Annotated in this window: 13 protein-coding genes; 3 read left to right on the top strand and 10 right to left on the bottom strand. The window is 36.4% G+C overall.

Features of this window, described 5'->3' with window-relative positions:
* Positions 1-210 precede the first annotated feature (210 nt).
* The gene (locus OLW01_RS02435) at positions 211-894 is read left to right on the top strand and encodes a sulfotransferase family 2 domain-containing protein (protein ID WP_268075041.1); all 684 of its coding nucleotides are present in this window, start codon (positions 211-213) and stop codon (positions 892-894) included.
* A 129-nt stretch (positions 895-1,023) separates the two neighbouring features.
* Here OLW01_RS02435 and OLW01_RS02430 read toward each other — a convergent pair whose 3' ends face one another.
* The 3 genes from OLW01_RS02430 to OLW01_RS02420 form a co-directional block, all read right to left on the bottom strand.
* Positions 1,024-1,224 (bottom strand): SGNH hydrolase domain-containing protein, encoded by a 201-nt coding sequence (locus tag OLW01_RS02430; RefSeq protein ID WP_268075040.1) that lies wholly within the window; start codon positions 1,222-1,224, stop codon positions 1,024-1,026.
* Positions 1,225-1,360: 136 nt separating this feature from the next.
* Positions 1,361-6,307, bottom strand: coding sequence for a DNRLRE domain-containing protein (locus OLW01_RS02425; protein ID WP_268075039.1), 4,947 nt, complete (start codon positions 6,305-6,307; stop codon positions 1,361-1,363).
* Positions 6,308-6,537: 230 nt separating this feature from the next.
* Entirely contained in the window at positions 6,538-7,470 is a 933-nt protein-coding gene (locus OLW01_RS02420; RefSeq protein WP_268075038.1) for a glycosyltransferase family 2 protein, read from the bottom strand.
* Positions 7,471-7,615: 145 nt separating this feature from the next.
* Here OLW01_RS02420 and OLW01_RS02415 point away from each other — a divergent pair, with 145 nt between their 5' ends.
* Both OLW01_RS02415 and prsT read left to right on the top strand, forming a co-directional pair.
* Positions 7,616-8,701, top strand: coding sequence for a GNAT family N-acetyltransferase (locus OLW01_RS02415; protein WP_268075037.1), 1,086 nt, complete (start codon positions 7,616-7,618; stop codon positions 8,699-8,701).
* A gap of 47 nt (positions 8,702-8,748) precedes the next feature.
* Positions 8,749-11,484 carry an XrtA/PEP-CTERM system TPR-repeat protein PrsT gene (gene prsT, locus OLW01_RS02410; protein WP_268075036.1) on the top strand — a complete coding sequence of 912 codons (2,736 nt, stop codon included), beginning with the start codon at positions 8,749-8,751 and terminating at the stop codon, positions 11,482-11,484.
* 135 nt (positions 11,485-11,619) lie between these two features.
* Here the strand turns inward: prsT and OLW01_RS02405 are convergent, their stop codons facing one another.
* The 7 genes from OLW01_RS02405 to OLW01_RS02375 all read right to left on the bottom strand — a co-directional run bounded on the left by OLW01_RS02405 (position 11,620) and on the right by OLW01_RS02375 (position 20,381).
* Entirely contained in the window at positions 11,620-12,912 is a 1,293-nt protein-coding gene (locus OLW01_RS02405) for a putative O-glycosylation ligase, exosortase A system-associated (RefSeq protein WP_268075035.1), read from the bottom strand.
* 135 nt (positions 12,913-13,047) lie between these two features.
* The gene (locus tag OLW01_RS02400; RefSeq protein ID WP_268075034.1) at positions 13,048-14,145 is read right to left on the bottom strand and encodes a polysaccharide lyase domain-containing protein; all 1,098 of its coding nucleotides are present in this window, start codon (positions 14,143-14,145) and stop codon (positions 13,048-13,050) included.
* A gap of 206 nt (positions 14,146-14,351) precedes the next feature.
* Entirely contained in the window at positions 14,352-15,386 is a 1,035-nt protein-coding gene (locus OLW01_RS02395; RefSeq protein ID WP_268075033.1) for a right-handed parallel beta-helix repeat-containing protein, read from the bottom strand.
* A 180-nt stretch (positions 15,387-15,566) separates the two neighbouring features.
* Complete coding sequence (locus OLW01_RS02390) at positions 15,567-16,511, bottom strand: THxN family PEP-CTERM protein (RefSeq protein WP_268075032.1); 945 nt, start codon at positions 16,509-16,511, stop codon at positions 15,567-15,569.
* 601 nt (positions 16,512-17,112) lie between these two features.
* The gene (locus tag OLW01_RS02385) at positions 17,113-18,087 is read right to left on the bottom strand and encodes a THxN family PEP-CTERM protein (protein ID WP_268075031.1); all 975 of its coding nucleotides are present in this window, start codon (positions 18,085-18,087) and stop codon (positions 17,113-17,115) included.
* 504 nt (positions 18,088-18,591) lie between these two features.
* Entirely contained in the window at positions 18,592-19,452 is an 861-nt protein-coding gene (locus OLW01_RS02380; RefSeq protein ID WP_268075030.1) for a ThiF family adenylyltransferase, read from the bottom strand.
* Positions 19,453-19,466: 14 nt separating this feature from the next.
* Entirely contained in the window at positions 19,467-20,381 is a 915-nt protein-coding gene (locus tag OLW01_RS02375) for a PEP-CTERM/exosortase system-associated acyltransferase (RefSeq protein ID WP_268075029.1), read from the bottom strand.
* Positions 20,382-20,433 lie beyond the last annotated feature (52 nt).

The following is a 20,433-nucleotide window of genomic DNA, read 5'->3' as shown; positions in this document are numbered from 1 at the left end:
CGTCCTTTTCAATCTATATTGTCATATGAAAATAACGTTTCGACTCATTTCTGAGGTATTCTGCTTTAAACTTAATGGAAGAGAGCCCTACTGCGTGGTACTAAATAAAAAGGGTATTATTAAAGTAAAATTGGTTAGGATAGCCAGTGGCTATCCTAGAGCAAAGAATTTCCACTACCACTTGTTTATAATCAACAAAATAAGATTAATATGATATCTAATAAATACAAATGCATATTTATACACATCCCCAAGGCTGCAGGACAAAGCGTAGAGCACTTTTTCTTAAAACATCATAATTTGTCTTGGAAAGATAGAGCACCTTTACTCCTCAGGTACAACCCTAAACCTGAAATGGGGCCTGAAAGATTAGCACACCTTACAGCGGACGAATACGTAAACTGTGGCCACATAAGAAAAGATAAATTTGAGGCTTATTTTAAATTTTCATTTGTGAGGAACCCTTGGTCACGGATTGTTTCTGAATATAATTATCGTGATTATCACAAAAAATTATCCTTTAAGGAATTCCTTATAGAAGGACTACCGGACAAAAGTAGTTACTCAGATGCCTATCGTCATTTACTACCCCAATATGATTTTTTGCATGATGATTCCGGAAACCTTATTGTTGATTTTGTTGGTAAATTTGAACAACTTCAAACTGATTTTGACTATGTATGTGACCAATTAGGCTTCCACGATTCTGAACTCCCACATATAAACTCTTCAAAGAAAAAATCAAGATTACAAAAAATACTCTCTTTTGAATTTAAAAAAAGTAACGACAAACGAAAACATTATACTGAATACTATGATGAGGAAAGCAAAAAGATAGTAGAAGATATGTATTTGAAAGATATTGAAACATTTGCTTATCAATTTGGCGAATAATTTTAAACCTCTACGCGTCAGGTTACTATATCAGCTAGAATATATGATAAGATTTAAAATGCGTTCTTGACTATAAACCATTAGCCCTGCGATATTTGGTAAAGTGGTCACTTATCGATCATTTCCTGATCATTGAACCGGAATACCCTTTCTTAATTTCCCCTCAATATAAGGCCACACTTTCAATGCCCCGTAAGCACTGAAATGTCCATTGTCAAAAAATAAATTTTTTCCACCTTCTAAAGTTTTGCAATCAAAATTATCAGTACAAATCACATTAAATGGATTGATAATTCTACAATCTCCTAAAATTTCTGATATCTTTGTCATTGATTCTTGCTAAGCATAGCTTTTCTAGGATTTACCAAAGCCGCCGAAATAAATTCAAGTATAATTTTACTGGGAAAAATGCCAAAAGAGTGTGGCAAAAACCTAACCACACTCGTACGAGCAAAAATGGTTACAATTAAAACATTTCCACTAACTTAACATCTTTAATAACAACAGGTATGGTTGTCAAACCGTCCAGTGCTTTGATTAGCAGTACAAGGTACTTCATTTCGCCTGTAAAGTATTCACCTACGGGAATCGTAAAGTTGATCAGGCCAGTGCCATTATCTGTTTTATATTCCTGTATACCAAAGCTTTGATTGCCGCCAAGCTGAAAAACCGTCTCTTGATCTAGCGAATCGCCTTTAACTAAACCAATACCAACCAAGCTAGAATTATCAATACCTGATACTTTTACTTCCAGTTGAGTATCGGCAGTTACATGATAAGGCAGCGACATCTTCAACGAGGTATCGCCTTCAACCGTAACTTCACTGCCGTCTGAACTTACTTTATATTCTCCTGTCAGCTCAGTTTCAACCGAAACTAAATTGCCCGGGTAAAATAAAACCTGATTGTTAAATTCACTTAAAGCTTGCTCATAAATTTTGATATTGCTAAAAGTCGCGCTGACCGCTTGATCATTATTGTCGTTATCATTAATAAACACCAAATGCTCATATTGTCCTGTAAAATAGCGACCGATCGGTATTTTTACATGGCCTTTGGCATTTGGTTGATGTTGGTTATAGCCCCACTCTTGTATTCCAGCAAGCTGGAATACACTGCTAGGGTCTATCACGTCATCATTATCAAAGCCTATTGCTTGAATCTCTGCCAAGCTGTCTCCGGTAAAATCCAGTTCTAATACTGTGTTTTCTGTAATTTTACTGGCAAGGTTAATTTTTTTCCAAGTGTTTCCTGTTAACTCTAAATGATAACCTTGGCTGTCCACTTGTATACCGCCGTTTTTGTCCTGCTCTTTTCCATAGCTGGTTATTGAGTAATTATTTAGTTTAACAACTGGTACACTTTCATAAATAACTTCTATGTACGGATGATATTGAGCATCACTATATTCACTTGATGCATAAAATGCATCAGTGCCAGCTGTTAACCCTTTCAATAACACACCGTAATTATTACCAGTAGCAGCCCACTCCCTAACAAGGTTGCTAATATCAAACTCGCTCCACGTTTTTGCTTTAATGTTTGACATGGCAACTAATCCGTTAGCGCCCAAGCCGTAATCAGTTACCTGATCAATGTCACCGCCTTGTGTTTGCCAATCATTTTGCTGTGAATAATAGTGATCTGCGTAATCAAACTCATACCAAGTTGCACCATCATTTGCATTGGTTACCGTACCATTTCCTTCAACCCAGTCTTTTGTTACTTTATAAAGCACCATATTAAGGTCTTTAGGGTACATAATACGCGTTGTAAATAAATGTAGCTTAGCTTTAATTATTTTAGCCCCACTTGGCAGCTGAATATCCGCTTTAAATAATGACCGACGAATACCATCTCCCCAAGTTCTTAGCTCAGTGGCTGCGCCTAAGTTTTTCTTTTTCGCGTTGGCATTGTATCCATCTAATACGGTGTCTGCTGTAATCATAAATTTCTGGCTATTGGCATACTCAGATAAAACGATTAGATCAATTTTTTTAATGCTTTCTAAGCCAAAGCTATCTATCATTTTTACTTGAATTTGACGCTGACCTGTGGGGGCTGAGCAAGTCACATTTATTTGCGCTGTTTCTGGTTCACCGTCTTCATTACCAAATACGCCATCATTATCTAAATCCCAAAGCACCTTAACTATTTCGTCATAACCGCTGCTTGTTACTGAATTTTCAATTGGCTGATTTTGATCTTTCGCATTTGGCTCAATGCTATCTGATACATCTAATAAGGCAGCCTGATTAATATTTACGTAAACTTCATTCGCAATACGGATATCCGGCGGTAAATTATTACCGTCAATCACGGTTGTGCTATACGAGCTAGAAGCTGCTTCATTTGAGCCTGTGTCCATCGCGATAACTTGGTAGTTATAAGTTTTCCCATATTCAACCTGAGTATCCGTATAAGACAATTGGGTTGTTTGGGTTATCTCAACGCCATCTCTTAATATTTTATAACTGGCAATACCGATATTATCTTGAGCTGCGGGCCAACTTAATTGCACTTTATTCGCATCTTCAACCTTCAAACTAATACTTGTCACTGCAGTAGGCTGCACGCTGTCAATTGGCCCTTTTTGGTAAATAGGTTGCGAAATTTCACTCATATTCCCTGCTGCATCAAAAGAAAACACGGCAATATAAATATCACCACTTTCTATTTGAATAGTGACTGAAGGCGTTTGGTCGTCAGTAGCATCCACAGCAATCACATTAGCCGCAAACCAGTTCGTTTTGCTGCCATCAAAAGTGGGCGAAATTTCAATCGGTTTATAATCCCAAACTAAGTGATATCGCTCTGCGTCTGGGATACGCTCCCATTCAACAATAATGTCGTTTGCCACTAAGCTTGCGGTTAAATTTTCTATTTTAGCAGGCGCTACCTGATCCACTTTCTGGTTGTTATAGGCCATTTGCATAAATCGCCCTAAGTAGCCTCCCGTCCAATTTAATGGTTCACTGTAAGGCTTCTGTCCACCATTAATCCCAGAATTTAAGTAATCTAGTACCTGCGCCATAAATTCGGGTTTGTTTGTTGTCCAAGCATACCAAGCTTGAGGATCCATGAGTGACGTACTTGTCCCGTTAGAACGCCCGTTTATTTCTTTCGTTACACTTGAGTGATAACAAAAATGACAATATTGTAAATTCCAATTCATCACCCCAGATAATAATTGAAACGATTCTGCCCAAGCTTGTGGATCAGCATGTTTGACTTCATCCATATAAGAAATAACGGCGTGCATTAAATAGCCAGCCATAAAGCCGGCATCTTGATCGTTATTGTTTCTAATACCACCAGTTTCAGGTACCACACGTCTTCTTAGCTGATACGAAATATAAGAACCAATTTTATCCAGTAAATCTAAATCGCCAGTGACTCGATATGCCTGAAGTGCAGTTGCCAAAGCATGACCTAAAGCACGTTGTGAATAGTCTGGATAGGGGTCAAGCATTAACATTTTTGCGCGTTTATACTGTCCGATAAACTGATACCAGTCTTTAACCCATAAATTGCCGGTGAAGTAATAAGATTCTTCAACATGGTAATGCCAGCCATGTGCTTCATCTCGCGCACCATAATAGTCAAAGGTTCCGTCTAAATAATTAGCGGCTCGAGTTGGTGTTTCATGGTTTTTGAAAGCTCGCCATTCACCACCACAGTAGGCGTTGTCTGATAATTTAAGACGAGGATAATCTTGGTCATGAGTATAATCTGCAATCCATTGTGGTCTGACATTTAGTTCGCTTAATGCGTGTAATTCGGCTTTAAAATAATCCTTGGGATTTTCTGTAGCGATCAATGCTCCGCGGCCGTGAGGCCAGCCACCAGTAGTACAAGAACGAACTCGATAACCTGGCTCTATGGCTCCAAAGTTAAGCCAGTTAAAGCCATAATATTTAGTTGAAACGGTTTCATTGCTGAGATTTAAATTGCGCTCGTCTTTATCGGTAATAGGTTCATCAAATGGAATCGTTCCACCCATATCCAACGTTACTTGTGTAAATTGATACCAAGCTGTCGGTAGCGTGGCTACAGGGTATGACTGAAACGTTTTAGCTAAATGTCTAATTTCTTCAAGGTTTTGTGAACCATCATGAAAATTGATCAGTGTTTCTTTGTATACATGTTGCATATCTTGCAACCAATAAAGCCCCGTATCACTCAGTGAAAATCCTGACTCTGCATCGCTGTCTTTTACCCACTGGGCACTCCAACTTGGAAATAACTGTAAATCTAACGAGTTATTTTGATCAAAACTAAGGCCGTTAGCCCAAGTTTGCCAAAAATTACGAATAATACTGGTGACCCCTTTATTACCCGATCTAACATCTAAAAAGCCTTCTGGCGTTGAGCCAGTTTGTAAAACTTGAGCGTTATCTATAGTGCGAATTTCAAATTGATTATGTGATTTTTGAGCTAGTTCGATACCAGATTCAATAGCTTGGTTAAAGACACCTTGTTCGCTCGCAATGGTTGCTTGCACAGGCCCGTCAAATTTAAGAGGAAGTTTTAATCGCATATCTTCAAAATATAAAGGCCAAGCATATTGGCTATCTTTAGAAGAGTTTTGCAATTGATAATCAACTTTTACAAAAGGTTGGTTCGCATAGGCATAAATACGAACTGCAAAACCATGTTCATGATCTGTAGTTGAACGAAAATGAGTTAAAGCTTCGGCTCTAATCACGACCCGCATTGGCCCTTGCTCTTCAATAACTAGGTTAATATCGTTTCGTGAGGAATCTAATTGAATATCTCCATCTAAGCGACCAGTAAAAACACCACCTTTTTCAGCATTTTGCTGCAACATTTGTTCGTTATCACTAAAATTGCCATCCTGGTTACTATCGAGCCACACTTGTTCAAAAAGGTTAAATGAACCTTTATTAACAACAAATTTTAACGGGCCTGTGTTAACTTCAATAACACTGTCTGAATCTGTCACTTTAATACCAGAAGTTTGAATGGCTTGGTTTGCATCATCTTTTAAATAGTATGTTGCGATACCTGAGTTAGCGGTCGAAAATGCATTTACACTGGTATTAAAATAAGCTTTTATATGGCGTAAACTTTGATCCTGAGCCCACCACAAATTAACAACCTCAAATTGGGCTGCAATAGTTTGTCCATTAACATCCACCATTCGAAAGTCTGATAAGTTAAAATACCGACCGCGTGGTAGTGGAATAACTGCACTAACAGGATAATTTTCTACGCCCACTCCCGCCGTTTCTTTTATTTCGATAGGTAAATTTAATACCTGCTCAGAATAAAATCGATCTGGGAAATTGGTTTGATTATCTGCTTTAGCAGTCTGGGTTGATAAAAATAGCGCTAAGCTTGCAATTAAGGCACCTTTGCAGGTTCTTAAGGCAGGGGTTAGGGACAACATAATTTAGTACTCCGAAATTAACAACTGTTGTTTAATACCGCCAAGATATGAGGGCCATATAAACATAGTTAAAAATAAACTCCTTGCCTAATTATTTTTCGGGTACAGTGATTAAAAAATGGCATTATTTGTCTTAACTTTATGAAATTATTTTATAAATAAATTTAATCCGTTCAGAAAAAATAACCCAATCAATGGTTTCTTGTGAATGCTTTTATAACCAGTTGTTATTATGCCATCCATTTTAATGCATATTTTTTAAAAAATAACTTAAAGTTAAAAGGCAAGCGATGATAAACACGATTAAAATTCGCTTTATCTTTATTTTGAAAATAGTGATAAGCCAAAGCATTTAATCGCCATTGAATAGATGGTTCAATTTTAGCGAATTGGATATTATTGATTCCATCTTGATTTAATTGCCGATAAATTTCTTCAATGATCAAAATTTCGCCTTCCATATTTTTTAGATTACTACCAGAATGGTTTTCATCATGTTTGCGAATTTTAGCCGTAATTTTGCTATCTGAAGCAAGTATTCCCTTAGCTGCAAACATCAAAGTTGTATAAAAATCTTCTGCCCCCAAATTTTGCCCTTTAAGGTTGGCAGAAATCGCATTATATGCAATATATTTCTCTTTTTTAAAAGCCAAAGTGGACGGAAATATAGGCGTAAAATCAAGCAGCTGATAAAACAATTCTCCATCATATAACCGAAAATCATCTTGAGTTTGATAAAACGATGAAGTTTGCCAATGTATTGGCGCACTGGCAAATTTATCTAAATACCTCGATGAATTACCAAACTCTGAAAAATTAGAAAATACAAAGTCGCAGCTTGGGTAAAACTCAATCAAATCAGCCAAACGAGCAATATGATCCGGCGTCCATAAATCGTCGCTATCACACAAAGCAACCCAAGTATAATTAGCCTTTAATACCCCGTTATGACGAGCAATGTTTTGTCCAGTATTATCTTGTTTAATGTATCGAATTAAGGGATGATTAAGGGCAGCAACCTGAGCTTGCGTATCATCAGATGACCCATCATCAATAACAATAATTTCATTAACTGGGTATGTTTGAGATAAGATTGAATCAAGCGTTTCTAGCAATAATTCAGCTCGATTATATGTTGGTATAACAACCGAAAATTTAATCATTTTTGTTGTATTTATTATTGTGAATTCCTGCTCTAAAAGTAACATAGCTACTGATAATGTAAAAGCAGACTAAGTAAATTAAAATAATCAAAAATACGACAAAGGAATCTATGTCTCCTATTTATACTGCAACCCTAATAAATCTATGCTAAATATAAAAACCAGCGAGCTGCTTGAACCCAATCAAATTGCCGACGAATGGCAACAATTAGAACAAAAATGTGAATCGGTAGAATGTTTTGTCTCTTGGCCTTGGATTAGTACTTGGTTATCTACACTTGTGAATTCAGCTAAGTTATTTAGAGTTTATGATAATCAAAAATTGATTGCATTGGCCATTGTTTGCGAAACTGACAATAAAAATATTAAAGTAGGATTTGGCAAAACCGCATATTTGCATAAAACTGGATACTCTCATTTAGATGAAATTTGGATTGAATACAACCAAGCGCTGGTTTTGCCCAATTATGAACTGAGTGCACATCAAGCAATTATCGATTATTTATTAACACAACCCTCAATAAATCAGGTTGAATTCGGTGTTAGTGTGAGTGATAAAATCAGCATGATAAATTGCGCAATGAAAAAGGAAATATGGCAACAGCCTAGCTATTCAACTAAATTAATGAATTGGCCGAAGGACTCAGCCTCAACGCAACTCCCGCAGCACCTCTCTAAAAACTTTAAACGGCAATTAAAACGGTCTAATCAAGCGTTTCGTAAGTTTGGTGAATTAAAGCTAAGTGTGGCCTCTACTCTGTCTGACAAACAAGCATACCTTGAAGCACTTGGAGAGCTACATAAAACTAAATGGTTAAGTTCTAGCAAAGGTTTCAATAATTCAGATTTTGTTAGGTTTCATCATCAGCTTATTTTACAGCACCCTAATTTTTGCCAGATTTTGAAAATTGATGCAGGTGATACAAACCTAGGTTATTTATATTTTTTCACTTATAGACAAAAAGCTTATTTTTATATGTCTGGGTTACAAACTTTCAGCGACAATAAACTAAAGTCAGGCATTAGTTGTCATTATTTAGCCATTTGCCATTTTGCCCAGCAAGCTTTTACCCACTACGATTTTATGGCCGGGTACGCTCGCTATAAAGCATCATTCTCTGAACGTGTAATTCAGATGCAAAGTACACGTTTTTTTAAAAGCAGTATACAAAATCGATTATTGTTTATTGCCTATAAAATTAAACATATAATTTTCAACACAAAACACTAACAAATTGATATGCTTAACGACATACAAAATGGAATATCGAGGATAAGATGCAAAAAAAATTACTATGCTCTTTAATGATCGGATTATTAACCGCTTGTACTCCGGCATCTGAGACTGATTATGTAGAACAGGCAAGTCAGCAAGTTGAGTCTAAAGATTATCAAGCCGCCATTATAAGCTTGAAAAATGCGATTCAAATCAATCCTGAAAACCCTGATACTCGCATGCAATTAGGACAAATATACGCGCGTTTAGGTAATTTGGTTCTGGCTGAAAAAGAACTTTATAGAGCCGTTGAATTAAAACAAGTCGACGAAAATGCGGTGTTGTCATTGTTTCGAATTTATCATCTAACGGAAGATTTAAAAAATACTCAAGAAGTATACAAAAATAACCCTAGCACTATGTCGGAAGATGGTAGCCAACTAGCCAATATCTATTTTGCAATCGCCAATTTAAAACAAGGTGAACGCGAGACTGGGCTAGCACGGCTAAAGAAAGCTGCGAATACTAACAAAAAATATTCTGACATAGCACAAGCTTTAATTCATGTTGAAGCTGGAGAAGCTCCACAAGCAAATGCTTATATCACACAACAATTATTAAAAACACCGGATAATTTATTTGTCATTTATAACGCCGCTCACATTTACTTTTTAAACCGAAAAATGGATTTAACGGTAGAGCTATTTAAGAAGTTTTCGGATAAACAACCACTTTACCATCCCGCTAAACTATTTCTCGCTAATGCGATGGTTGAAAACAATAATTTTGATGAAGCATCAGATGTCATTAAGCAAATTTTAAAAGTTGATGAAACTCAACCTTACGCTCATTACTTAAGATCGATTATTAATTACCATCAACGCGACTATGAAGCAGCTAAAACAGATTCTGAATATGCATTGTCCAGAAACTTAAATTCAAATAAATTAAACCTTATTGCAGGTTTAAGTAACTTTGAACTTAAAAACTATGAGCAAGCTTACAATCACTTACAAAAAGTACCTGACCTGTTTAAAGACAGCCCTAAGATGAATCAAATTATCACCTTTTTGCGGTTGCAATTAGGTTATACCAATGAAGCGGCGGATCAATTATTAGCTAAATCAGAATTGAATGAGCAAGATAGTAAACTTTTGACATCCGTTGGTTATGAGTTGATAAAAAGCGGTGATATAAGCCAAGCTGAAGCTTTAATCCAAAAGGCAGAATCAGCAGAAGATAGTCCAAGCCTATTGGCTCAAACGGGTTTACTAAAACTCTATTTAAACGATAAATCTGGTATTGAAGATTTCGAACGTTCGATAGAGCTAGATCCTGATAACAAAAATATCAAAAAGCTGCTTGTTTCGACTTATATTGAAGATAAAGCATTCGACAAAGCAATTGAACTAGCAACCCAATGGCAAACAGAAGAGCCGGATTCAATCATGGCTTTAAATGCATTGGGGACAGCCTATGGATTATCAGGGCAAGCAGAAAAAGCACAGGAGATTTTTGATAAAGCTTTAGAGATTGATCCAAAAAATGCCGCATCACTATTTTATAAAACTTCTCGCTTAGTTGAGCAGCAACAATATGATAAAGCAGAGCAATTAGCTCAAAAAATGATTGAAGCTGCCCCCACCTATCTACCTGGGTTAAGACTTTATCGCTACGTGATGTTGTTACAAGACAAAGCTAACCGCTCGCTTAAAAAGTTAAAAGATATTAAACAAAGCAATCCAGATAACGCTTCCGTAAAATATTATTATGTTTCGCAATTGATGCAAGCAAAACAATACAATAACGTTATTAAAGAATTGGAATCAGATAAAGCTTCGAATAAGCCTGATTTGCATTATAACGCTTTAGGAGATGCCTATTTATTAACTGGACAATACTCATTAGCTGAAGATATTTATAAAGCATGGAAAGCTCGCAGAGCGAACTCACCTACACCAGTGCTAAAATTAATCAACATGCAAATAGTTCAAAGTAAGTACGACAAAGCTTTATCACTCATTCAAAACTATTTGGTTAAATCGCCTGATAGTATCCATTTTAGAATGCTAGAAATTGAAGTTTTAATTGAGAAAAAAGCATTAGATCAAGCCAAAACTAAATTAGCTGAATTGAACAAGTTGGGGAATTACCCAAGCGCCACTAAAGCGTATGAAGGCAAAATCGCTTTTTATGAACAAAGATATGAAGCGGCAGAATCTGGATTAAAAAGCTTATATAAGCTCAAATCCAGTAGTGAAAATGCTTTATTGCTATTTACTTGCTACAAACGCATGCAACAAGACAAGCAAGCGATTCAATTTTTATATGACCATCTTGAAAAAGTACCGTCAGACCTGGTGATTCGTCAACTATTAGCGGAGCAGTTTGTTAATAGTGACCCACAAAAAGCTGTAGACCAATATACGTTGTTAACTAAATATAATCCAAAAGATAGCGCACCTTATAACAATATAGCTTGGCTGGTGTTATCTCATGGTGATCCTAATAAAGCGTTAGAGTACTCAAGTATTGCTTACGATTTAGCACCTAATAACGTGGAAGTTATAGATACTCACAGTTTAGCCCTATACCGCACTGGATCAATAGCTAAAGCTCAAGATGTACTAACGAAAGGCATTAAAAAGCACCCAGACGTGGTCGCTCTAAAACTGAATTTAGCCAACATACTCATTAAAGATGGAAAAGCTCAAGAAGCAAAAGCTCTGTTAACTGGGCTCAAAAGCAAAAATCCAACTGAACAAAAATCCATTGAAAACATGAGAGAGGGTTTGTAACTAAATTAACACTGTATAGAAGTATTCTGTACAGTGTGAACCTTCCACCGCCTGTGGATGAAGCTAAGCGCGATCTATCATAGGTATATTTGAAAAATGTAAGCTGACGCTTTTTATCGAGCGTCAGCTTACAAATTAGTGTGCCGAATATATGTTTTGCTTATTTTGCTTTGGTTTAATTGGTAAACAACTCGCCATCGCAAACATAGCAAATGGATGGTCTGTTACCGCAACACTAATCGTGGAGCCCGCTACGACATAAACAGCAAATGATATCATCATCATTTCCGCATACTGTCTGGGCCATTCATTTTTGTCATGGCTTTTAATGACTTTTCTAAGCTTTAAATAAGTCACAAAAAGTAAAAACAAGTATATAAATAAACCACCAAACCCATGATCGCCCAGCAATTGAAAATATAAACTATGAGCGGCTTTCGCATACCCATAATCATCAATTTCACCTAAAAATCCCCCTGAATATTTGTACATTTTCTCGAGCCAAATATCGTAGTTTTCAACAGCTTTAAAACCGCCTCCTAACAAAGGGTTATCAAATGCAATAGCAGCCGAGACCTTCCAAGCGGCTACGCGGCCTAAAAATGATGCGTCGTCCTGTGCTGCTGATTCAATCGTATTCATCCGGTCAAACCAAGCATCAGGTAAAAATTGAATTGCGGTAATGACAATAATGCTAGTTACCACTAAAATTTTAACCCGCTGTTTAGAATAACGAGTCAGCATAAAAAAGATAACAATTAAGCCAATTAAACCTGAGCGGGAGTAACTACCCAAAATAGCAATAACATTGCACGCAAAGATACCAATTAAAATCAATTTTAATTGGGGATGTAAACCTGGCTTACGAATAAAGTAAAATAAGAATGGAAGTACCATATTCATCGCTAACGCTAAATAGTTACGATCTTGCAGTATGTGTCCCCCCAACCCTTTAATAATATGGTTACCAAAGGAAGAAATGAACTTTAGCCCTTCTGTTACCCCATAAAATGAAACAGAAAAAATAAGCGCCCACGCCATGGTTTCAAAATGAAGCTGCCTTTTAAAAATAAGTTGAATAAATACAAACAATAAAAAGACTTTAAAAAATTTGGTAAATTCAGGCCAAACAATGAACCCATAGTTAATCGTTAATAAGGAACTTAAAAACGTCCAACATAAAAAAATAAAAGCGACGACCATAATACTTTTTGAATAATCGATTTTATCTTTCTCATGCAAGAAATATCCTAAAATAGCGACGCCAGCAACCATTAAGCTATAGCGAAAGCTACGCCCAAAACCATACACCCAGCCATTTGGGAAAAACATACTAACCCAAAGCCACATGGATACACCAATGAAAGGGCGCTTAAAAGAAAAATATAAAATAATGAAAAAACAAGATACTAATACTATATCACGCATCGTCTTTTCCTTTAGAATCCAACTCCTTTTGTTCCTGCTGGTTTGCATAGTGACAAACTAAAATAACAGCCACTAAGTTTGCTAATAACAATAAACCTTCAATCATAATCGCTCTTTTTATTATACTGTTGTTTTTTAATTAGCATTTAAGCTATGAAATTCATAAGATAATATGTGATTATCTACCAATACGGTGCTCGCATTGTCTCTACTCTTTATACGTCCATTAAGGCTATTATTTGAAATATCTGCACTAGTTGAAGGAAACCTAGCATCAATACCTAACGTACTAAGCAAAAGATTATTATACACTTGGCTTTGTTTAGCTTTGTTTAAATAAATGCCTACATCACTGCAATTAAGAATAGTGTTATTATGGATCTTTCCATCTTTATATTCAAAATTACAATTTTTATCCCGACAAAACCGCTTACCAGAACCACCTCCCCCGATAGATAAACCGATACGAACATCTAGAGCAGATTGATAATCAAGTTTCCATGAACAGGCGACTAAATTTTCTTCAAATAAGCTATTTTCTCCTGCTCCTTTAAAAAAAGCACCATAAGCAACGGACATTTTCGATTTATTTTTTCTTGCAAAATCAGCAATAAAATTTTGTTTAACGATCCAGTTGCTGCCACCGACTACATCTATCGGCGTCACAGGATTTTTAGTTTCTCTAACCCACTCATTTGTAAAATTATTGTTTTCCACCAACACAAAATCTGGAAACTGGCCCGAATAATTACCGTTGGCTTTAATATGGGCATTAAAATTTTTGAACTCGCTATTTCTGATAACTGCATATTTAGCATTACCTGCAAGGTGCAATGCATGCTCGCAATGAGTATCAAACTCGCAATCTCCTCTAAAACGTAAATTAGAGAAAATCCAATAGGGTGCTGTTAAAACAAAACCTTCTTGTGTTACCACAACCAACTCTGCGGGTTCTTCTTCATTTAATGACTTTAATTCAATTGGTGCATTCTCAAACCCTGCCTGATCCAACTTTACGGTTTTATTAATCAGGTATCGTCCTGGCGCCATATAAATAACAGTACCGGGTTTAACATCTGAAATAGCCTGCTGTAATGCTTGTTTGGTTTCAACAATAATAGAGTTCTGATTAACTTCATTTTGATTTGAAAAATCAAAAATAAAACGCCAATCCTCTTTTTGCTTATCTAAAAACTTATTTTTATAACCAATGCTCGTATCTAACCTTTCCATATGAACAGGCTGATATTCAGGTAATACAGCACGACTAACATCAATTAATTTTAATAAGCTAACTTTCCAACCTTTATTTTTATTAATATTAAGCTCTGTATATTTGGCAGCTTTAATATTTAACTCATATAAGTCTGTATAAAAATACCAGCGAGCCAACAAAACGCTTAGGCATAATAACAATATTAGTAAAATAATTTTTTTTGTCATTTCAGAGCTCTATAAGCGTTTAGTAAATTGGGTAACTGCTGAATGTTGGGTAATTTATCTGCGGCAATATTAGCATCAGTCCTGCTTTCAAACACGCGGTTGAGTGCTTGATAGTTTTCACTATCTAAAAATGCACCGACTAACACATTACCACTCACATCTAATTTTATCTGTGATTTTTTATCTGAGTTCAATGCCAAAAATTCGTTGCCTTTAATTCTTTCCATTACAATCAAAGAGTCTTTTATTACAATACTCTGCTCCCTTTTTCTCCCCATATTTTCAAGCGCAAAACCTATTACCTGGCGGTTCACTGATTGCGCGCCTTGATGCAAAATTGAATTAGTTATAATTAGCTGACCACCGTCTGAAATATCGATTAAACGACTATCGTCACTGTTCTGAGAAGAGATTAATGTATTTTCAATCAGGGTTGTTTTTGACCGCGATTTTATTTCGTGGCCCTGATCTTTAGAGGCAATAAATACACTATCGCGGATAATTAGATTGTCACCGTGACTATAGACAGCATGCGCCCTGCCAGAATCTCCCAATCGTTCAAAGCGACTGAATTCAATAGTAAGATCACCAGTGCTATGAGCTTGTAAAACGCCCTGCTCGCTATCATGAAAATAGACATTTCTGAGAGTTAATCCGCTTGCTTGCTGTCTAATGCAAGCCCCATTGTGGGTATAAACAGATATATCACTACATTCTATTGTTTCAATTGTGACATTTTTACCCGAAACAACAATCGCAGCTTTGTTTTCAATTGCTGCATCGACAAAATGGGTCTTTTGGCTTCCGGTTAACCAAACATGATTGGCTCGGATATGGAGGCCTTCACTATAAATACCTGGCCCCAAGTAAATAGTACTATAGTCTTGAATTGAGTTTTCCGCAGCTTTAAAAGATGGGTATGAAATACCATCCACCACAATTTCATTGTCTTGTAGCACAGCAGCTACAACTTGGGAAAAACCTGACAAGAAAAACAGTACAGCGAGTAATGTAGATTGCTTAAGATTCATTAAAAACTCCATTTCAGACACGACTAACTTGGCTTAAAGTTGGTCTATTCAGTAGGAATAACCATAGTATCCAAAGAGTTTATCGGTACTTCTATTAAACTAGATTAACCTGTTTAGTACAAATACAAAAAAACCCCACTAATGTGAGGTTTTTTGATATTTTGAAATGCCAGTTGGGAATTAAGCTTGACGCTTTTTACGAGCGACTATGCTTAAACCAAATAAGCCTAAACCAAAAATTGCAATTGAAGCAGGTTCTGGAACAGCTTGAACTGCGAATTCAGCTAACAATGTGTTTTCTTCTAACTCTTTGGTTGCAAAACCTACACAAGGTGTAGCTTGGTTGCCACAAAAATCATCAACAATAGTTAAGCCAGTTAAACGAGTTGTCACTTCATAAACTGTGTTTAAATCTAATGAAGCAGCTAAAGCTGGTGGGAAGCCATAGTTTAATAAATCAACGACAATTTTAAATTCAACAATTTCTTTTAACGGATCAATGGTGAAAACTAAATCAGGGTTAGGCTGTAAAATGAAATAATCGTCACAACCAGCACCTTCGTTAGGATCTACATTATCGAAATCTGTTCCAGCCACATTTCCGTCAACACAAATACCTGAATCTGGGCGATTTGGTGTTTCAATAAAATCAAAACCTAAACCGATTTGAATAGAGTTACCAGGTAATGATGGAAAAGCTGTACCAGCATCCCAACCTGTAGCAGTTAATCGTAAACCGTCTAGTAATGTTGCTGATTGTAAATAGTTAGAGCTAGGACCGCCGATACGATAGTTGTTGTGAGTCATATGAGTACCCTCAACAAAATCACTGTCTTGAAGTGTATCTTCAAGTGCTACAGTTGTTAAACTACCTGATTTAGGGCTATCAACGACTAAAGAGCTAACGGGTAAGTTATCAATCGAATCACCCCAGCTTAATTTTTTATAAGTATCCTGATCTAAAACGTCTTGAGCTTGAAAGCCAGTTTTGTTAACTGAGCCAGGCGTTACATCATTCGTAAAACCAGCTTGGTTATTATAATCCCAAGTCGTGATGATTGCAGCGTTTGCAACACCGCTCAACAACGCTAAAGCACCAGACACAGCAAGAATTGTATTTTTCATCATTTATTCCTTTGAGTACTAAACTATAAAATGTTTTTGTTACTTCAATTCAATGCACCATCTGTGCCAAAACAAAATAAACAAACAAAATCAATACATTACAATTAAACCTCTGTATTGAAATATACCTGCTGTAAAAATTACTGACAAGAAGAATAATTCAATTAGTTTGAATGCAACTTAACCCGAATTGAGGTTAAATATTTTAAATTGACACGATAAGTTCCAGATTAATATGCTGATATATAATATTTAGTCTTAAATTTAGTGAGTAAAGCAAATCAATGCTGGTGGTTGCAGCACTGAATATCATTGCCCTTCACATTTATTACTTTTGTGTATCCATACATCTTGTGTGAATAAGCGAGGTTCTTGATAAATCGATAGCACCGACTAAATACTATGAGCTGTGTTGATCTTTATTTATAATTGGAGGTGAGTGGAAAATGTTTTAGGCAAAGCAGAGATAACGAGATTTAGTGAACTAATTGATTGATATTGGGTTTAAGAAGATAAATTTAAAAAATCGTGTTATGTAAACTAAAAAGACCAAATAAGGAGACTTATTTGGTCTTTTGTTGAAAAGAAAATAATACTTTCTTTATTTACGGCGACGTCTTGCAGTAAGACCTAAACCTAAAAGGCCAATACCAAATAGCGCAACTGTTTCAGGTTCAGGAACTGCTCGTACTGCAAAGTCAGCAAACAATTCATTATCACGCAACTCTTGCGTAGCAAAACCGACACAAGGAACGCCCTGACTACCACAATAATCGGTGGTAACGGTTAACCCTGTTAAACGAGTGACAACTTCATATTGAGTTTGCAGGTTGTTCGCTGCCGCAAAACCTGGGGCTAAAATGCTATTTAAATCAAAACCGATGACAAATTCAACGTAATCATTACTCGGATCTAAATCACCGCCATCATTAAACGTAAAGTCCACTCCCGGAATCGGCTCTAAAATAAAATAGTCATCACAGCCAAAACCTTCGTTTGGATCTGTATCATTGATATCGGTACCTGCAGCACTTCCATCAATACAGGTTCCACCTAAAGTGCCATCGCCATTAGGTCTGTTAGGCGTTTCCAAAAATTCAAAGCCAATCCCAATCTCAATCGCTGAAGTTTCTGGTGGAACTGAATCAGCCAATTCCCAATCATCAATACTTAAACGCAAACCATCTAACAAAATCGCACTTTCTAATAGGTCAGAACCTCCAACTCTATAATTATTGTGCGTAACAGTTGTACCACTTTCAAAATCAGAATCCATTAATGGGGTATTAGCTACTACAGTATCAATAACACCACCTTGACCTTCCTCTACAGTCAGCATACTTGGTCCATCCGCTGGCACCTCAGCAGTACCCCAAGTTAAAGTTCGGTTGGTATCTTGGCTTAGAACATTTTGAGCCTGAAAATCACTTTCAACAACTGCACTAGGTGAAGCATCAATAAAACCCGCTTCATTGAGATAATTCCAAGACGTTACGATTGCAGCTTGAGCGCTGGTTCCAATCATAGCACTTGAAAGTACCAATGTTGCGAGAGTACGGCGTGTAAAGTTTTTCATGTTAAGTATCCTTCTCTATGGTTGTAAACAAGTTACGTAATTACACACGCATAGCTTGTGCCAAACTCGCAAAATGGCGGTATATCAGTGCCTTAAGATTAGGTGAAAAAACGAATGAAGTGGGATTGTAAAAAAAATAGACACCTAAATAATATTAGTGACGTGGAGCTTTCTAACTTACGGTTTTATAATGAATTAAAAATATCCAATTCGCTAATTCTATTAAGGTGATCTAATTATAGAGTTAAAAGGCCATTAAAATAATACATGAAATATTAGCGTATGTGAGCCTCAGCATTATGTTTGAGCAAAACCGTTCGAGGTTACATTTATAAACAGCGCTCTCGTATAAAATAGATGTGTTGATTTAGGTTAAACAGCAGCATCAAGTCAACAGATTGGTGGTTAGATAAGATAAAATTATTGAACGTTCTTAAAAATAAAAGGGCCAGTAGAATACTGTTAGTACAGCTGATATGCACAACACTATTCTACTTTTTAATCTTATTTTGTTTTCAATACTATTTTTTTAGCGATTGAAAACATAAGCCTTTGAATTGGGTTCCGATTCCCCCACGGACGCCAAGTCTTTACTAATTTGTTTTTATAAGCATCGAAGTGTAGACCTCTGGGAGCCGTTAATACCTCACCTCGGCCTAATAATAGTTTTAAAACATAAGAAGCTGCCGCCCCGCCACATAGCTTGACCCCCATAGGTAGTGAAGGCGCTTTTTGAGCAATGAAATCACTAGTAGAAGGGTCAACCAAATAACTACGTTGAATTAAAGAAGGCGTCAGACCGATTAAAAATTTGACGAGCTGCTCGTTTTCGGTTTTACAATCTTCAAAACGAAAATAACTTTCATAATCCATGCTATCAGGCGTAAAGCATAGCAACGCGACGCCCATCCCAATTGGCGCAGCAACCACGATGGGGATTTGTTTCTCGTAGCATTTTTTATATACCAGTTTTCTGGCTTGCAAGGCGAAATAATCCAAACTATCAACGTAAACGTCAACATCTTCTAAAAATTCATCGACGTTATGCTCAAATATCCCTTCTGGAAAACTTTTTATTTCAGCTTCAGGGTTAATATCTTTTGCAACATTTTCCATCACTTCGACTTTAGGGCGCCCAACTGTCGACATAAAAGCACCAGCTTGACGGTTAAAGTTATGAACTTCATATTCATCAAAGTCAGAGATGTTAAATTTCCCGACACCTAATCGAGATAATGTCACTATATGTTCACTGCCAACCCCTCCAGCACCTGCGGTAGCAACTCTTTTTTGTTTTAAACTTAGTTGTTCTTCGTTTGTTAGCCAACCAATATTTCTGGAAAACGCATTTTGATATTCAAACATGTTTAACCCTTTACTTATACTTGAAACAAACGCTCACCATTTAAAGCGACAAAACTATTGTTATGAGTCGTCTTTAGTGATGGTGGGTTACTCGGAAATTCGGTTTTAAATTGCCGAGCTGCAATAAACTGCTCCTCTAGTTCGTCTTCAATCTTAAATAAAAGCTTTTTAAAACCAGAGTTTAAACTTTGCATTAAAATTTTATTGTTAATGTAATATGGCGCTCTTTTCCCATGATAATCGACCGTAGGACCTATTTGCTTAAATGGGATACCTACAAACCTAAGGCTTCTTGCTAATCTTGGCTCCATCATTACAAAACAGTGCTCCATCCCCTCATGTTGAGATAATGCAGCACCGGACAAATATAAGCCGATTGCAATAAAAGGAAAACAACGTAATTCAGCTTCAGAGTATACCTGTTCATTAATAACACCTGTCGCTGAACCTTTAAATCTATCTGTATTTCGTCTTCTAAAATGAGAAGGTATCGCTAGCCTAGATATTTCAAATATTTGATCGCGTCTAAAGTCTGTTGGATGAACTTCATTTTTATCAATAGAATTGGCGCAATAAGCTTCAATCGGTAATTTTTTAGTTTCATTTGGCGAATAAACCAACCGGACTGTTCCGGCAAACGTATGTGATGGTTTATGTTCAATCGCACAATGAAGCGAATGGTCATCAAATTGATCAGTTTCAAGCCCACTTTCATGCTTTTCTAAAAAAGATAGTTCATCACAATAAACGTTATGTCTTATTTTATAAACTCGCTCTTTTAGCTCGGGTGAATAGGCGAGTTTGGGGCTTAAGAATTTTGAAAAGTGGTTAGCAATGCTATCAATTTCTCTATTTGCTAAATACTGCATCGCTTTTTTTATTACAGGGCCGATTATCGGCTTGTCTGCATATTTTTTTAAGGTTTTCATGTTATCCACCAAACATCTAATTATTTATTCTTATATGTGACTACATTTAGCA

The sequence above is a fragment of the Catenovulum adriaticum genome (assembly GCF_026725475.1).
GTDB classification, from domain to species: Bacteria; Pseudomonadota; Gammaproteobacteria; order Enterobacterales; family Alteromonadaceae; genus Catenovulum; species Catenovulum adriaticum.
Note: the sequence above shows the minus strand (reverse complement) of the source record. Positions and strands in the feature narration are given on the sequence as shown.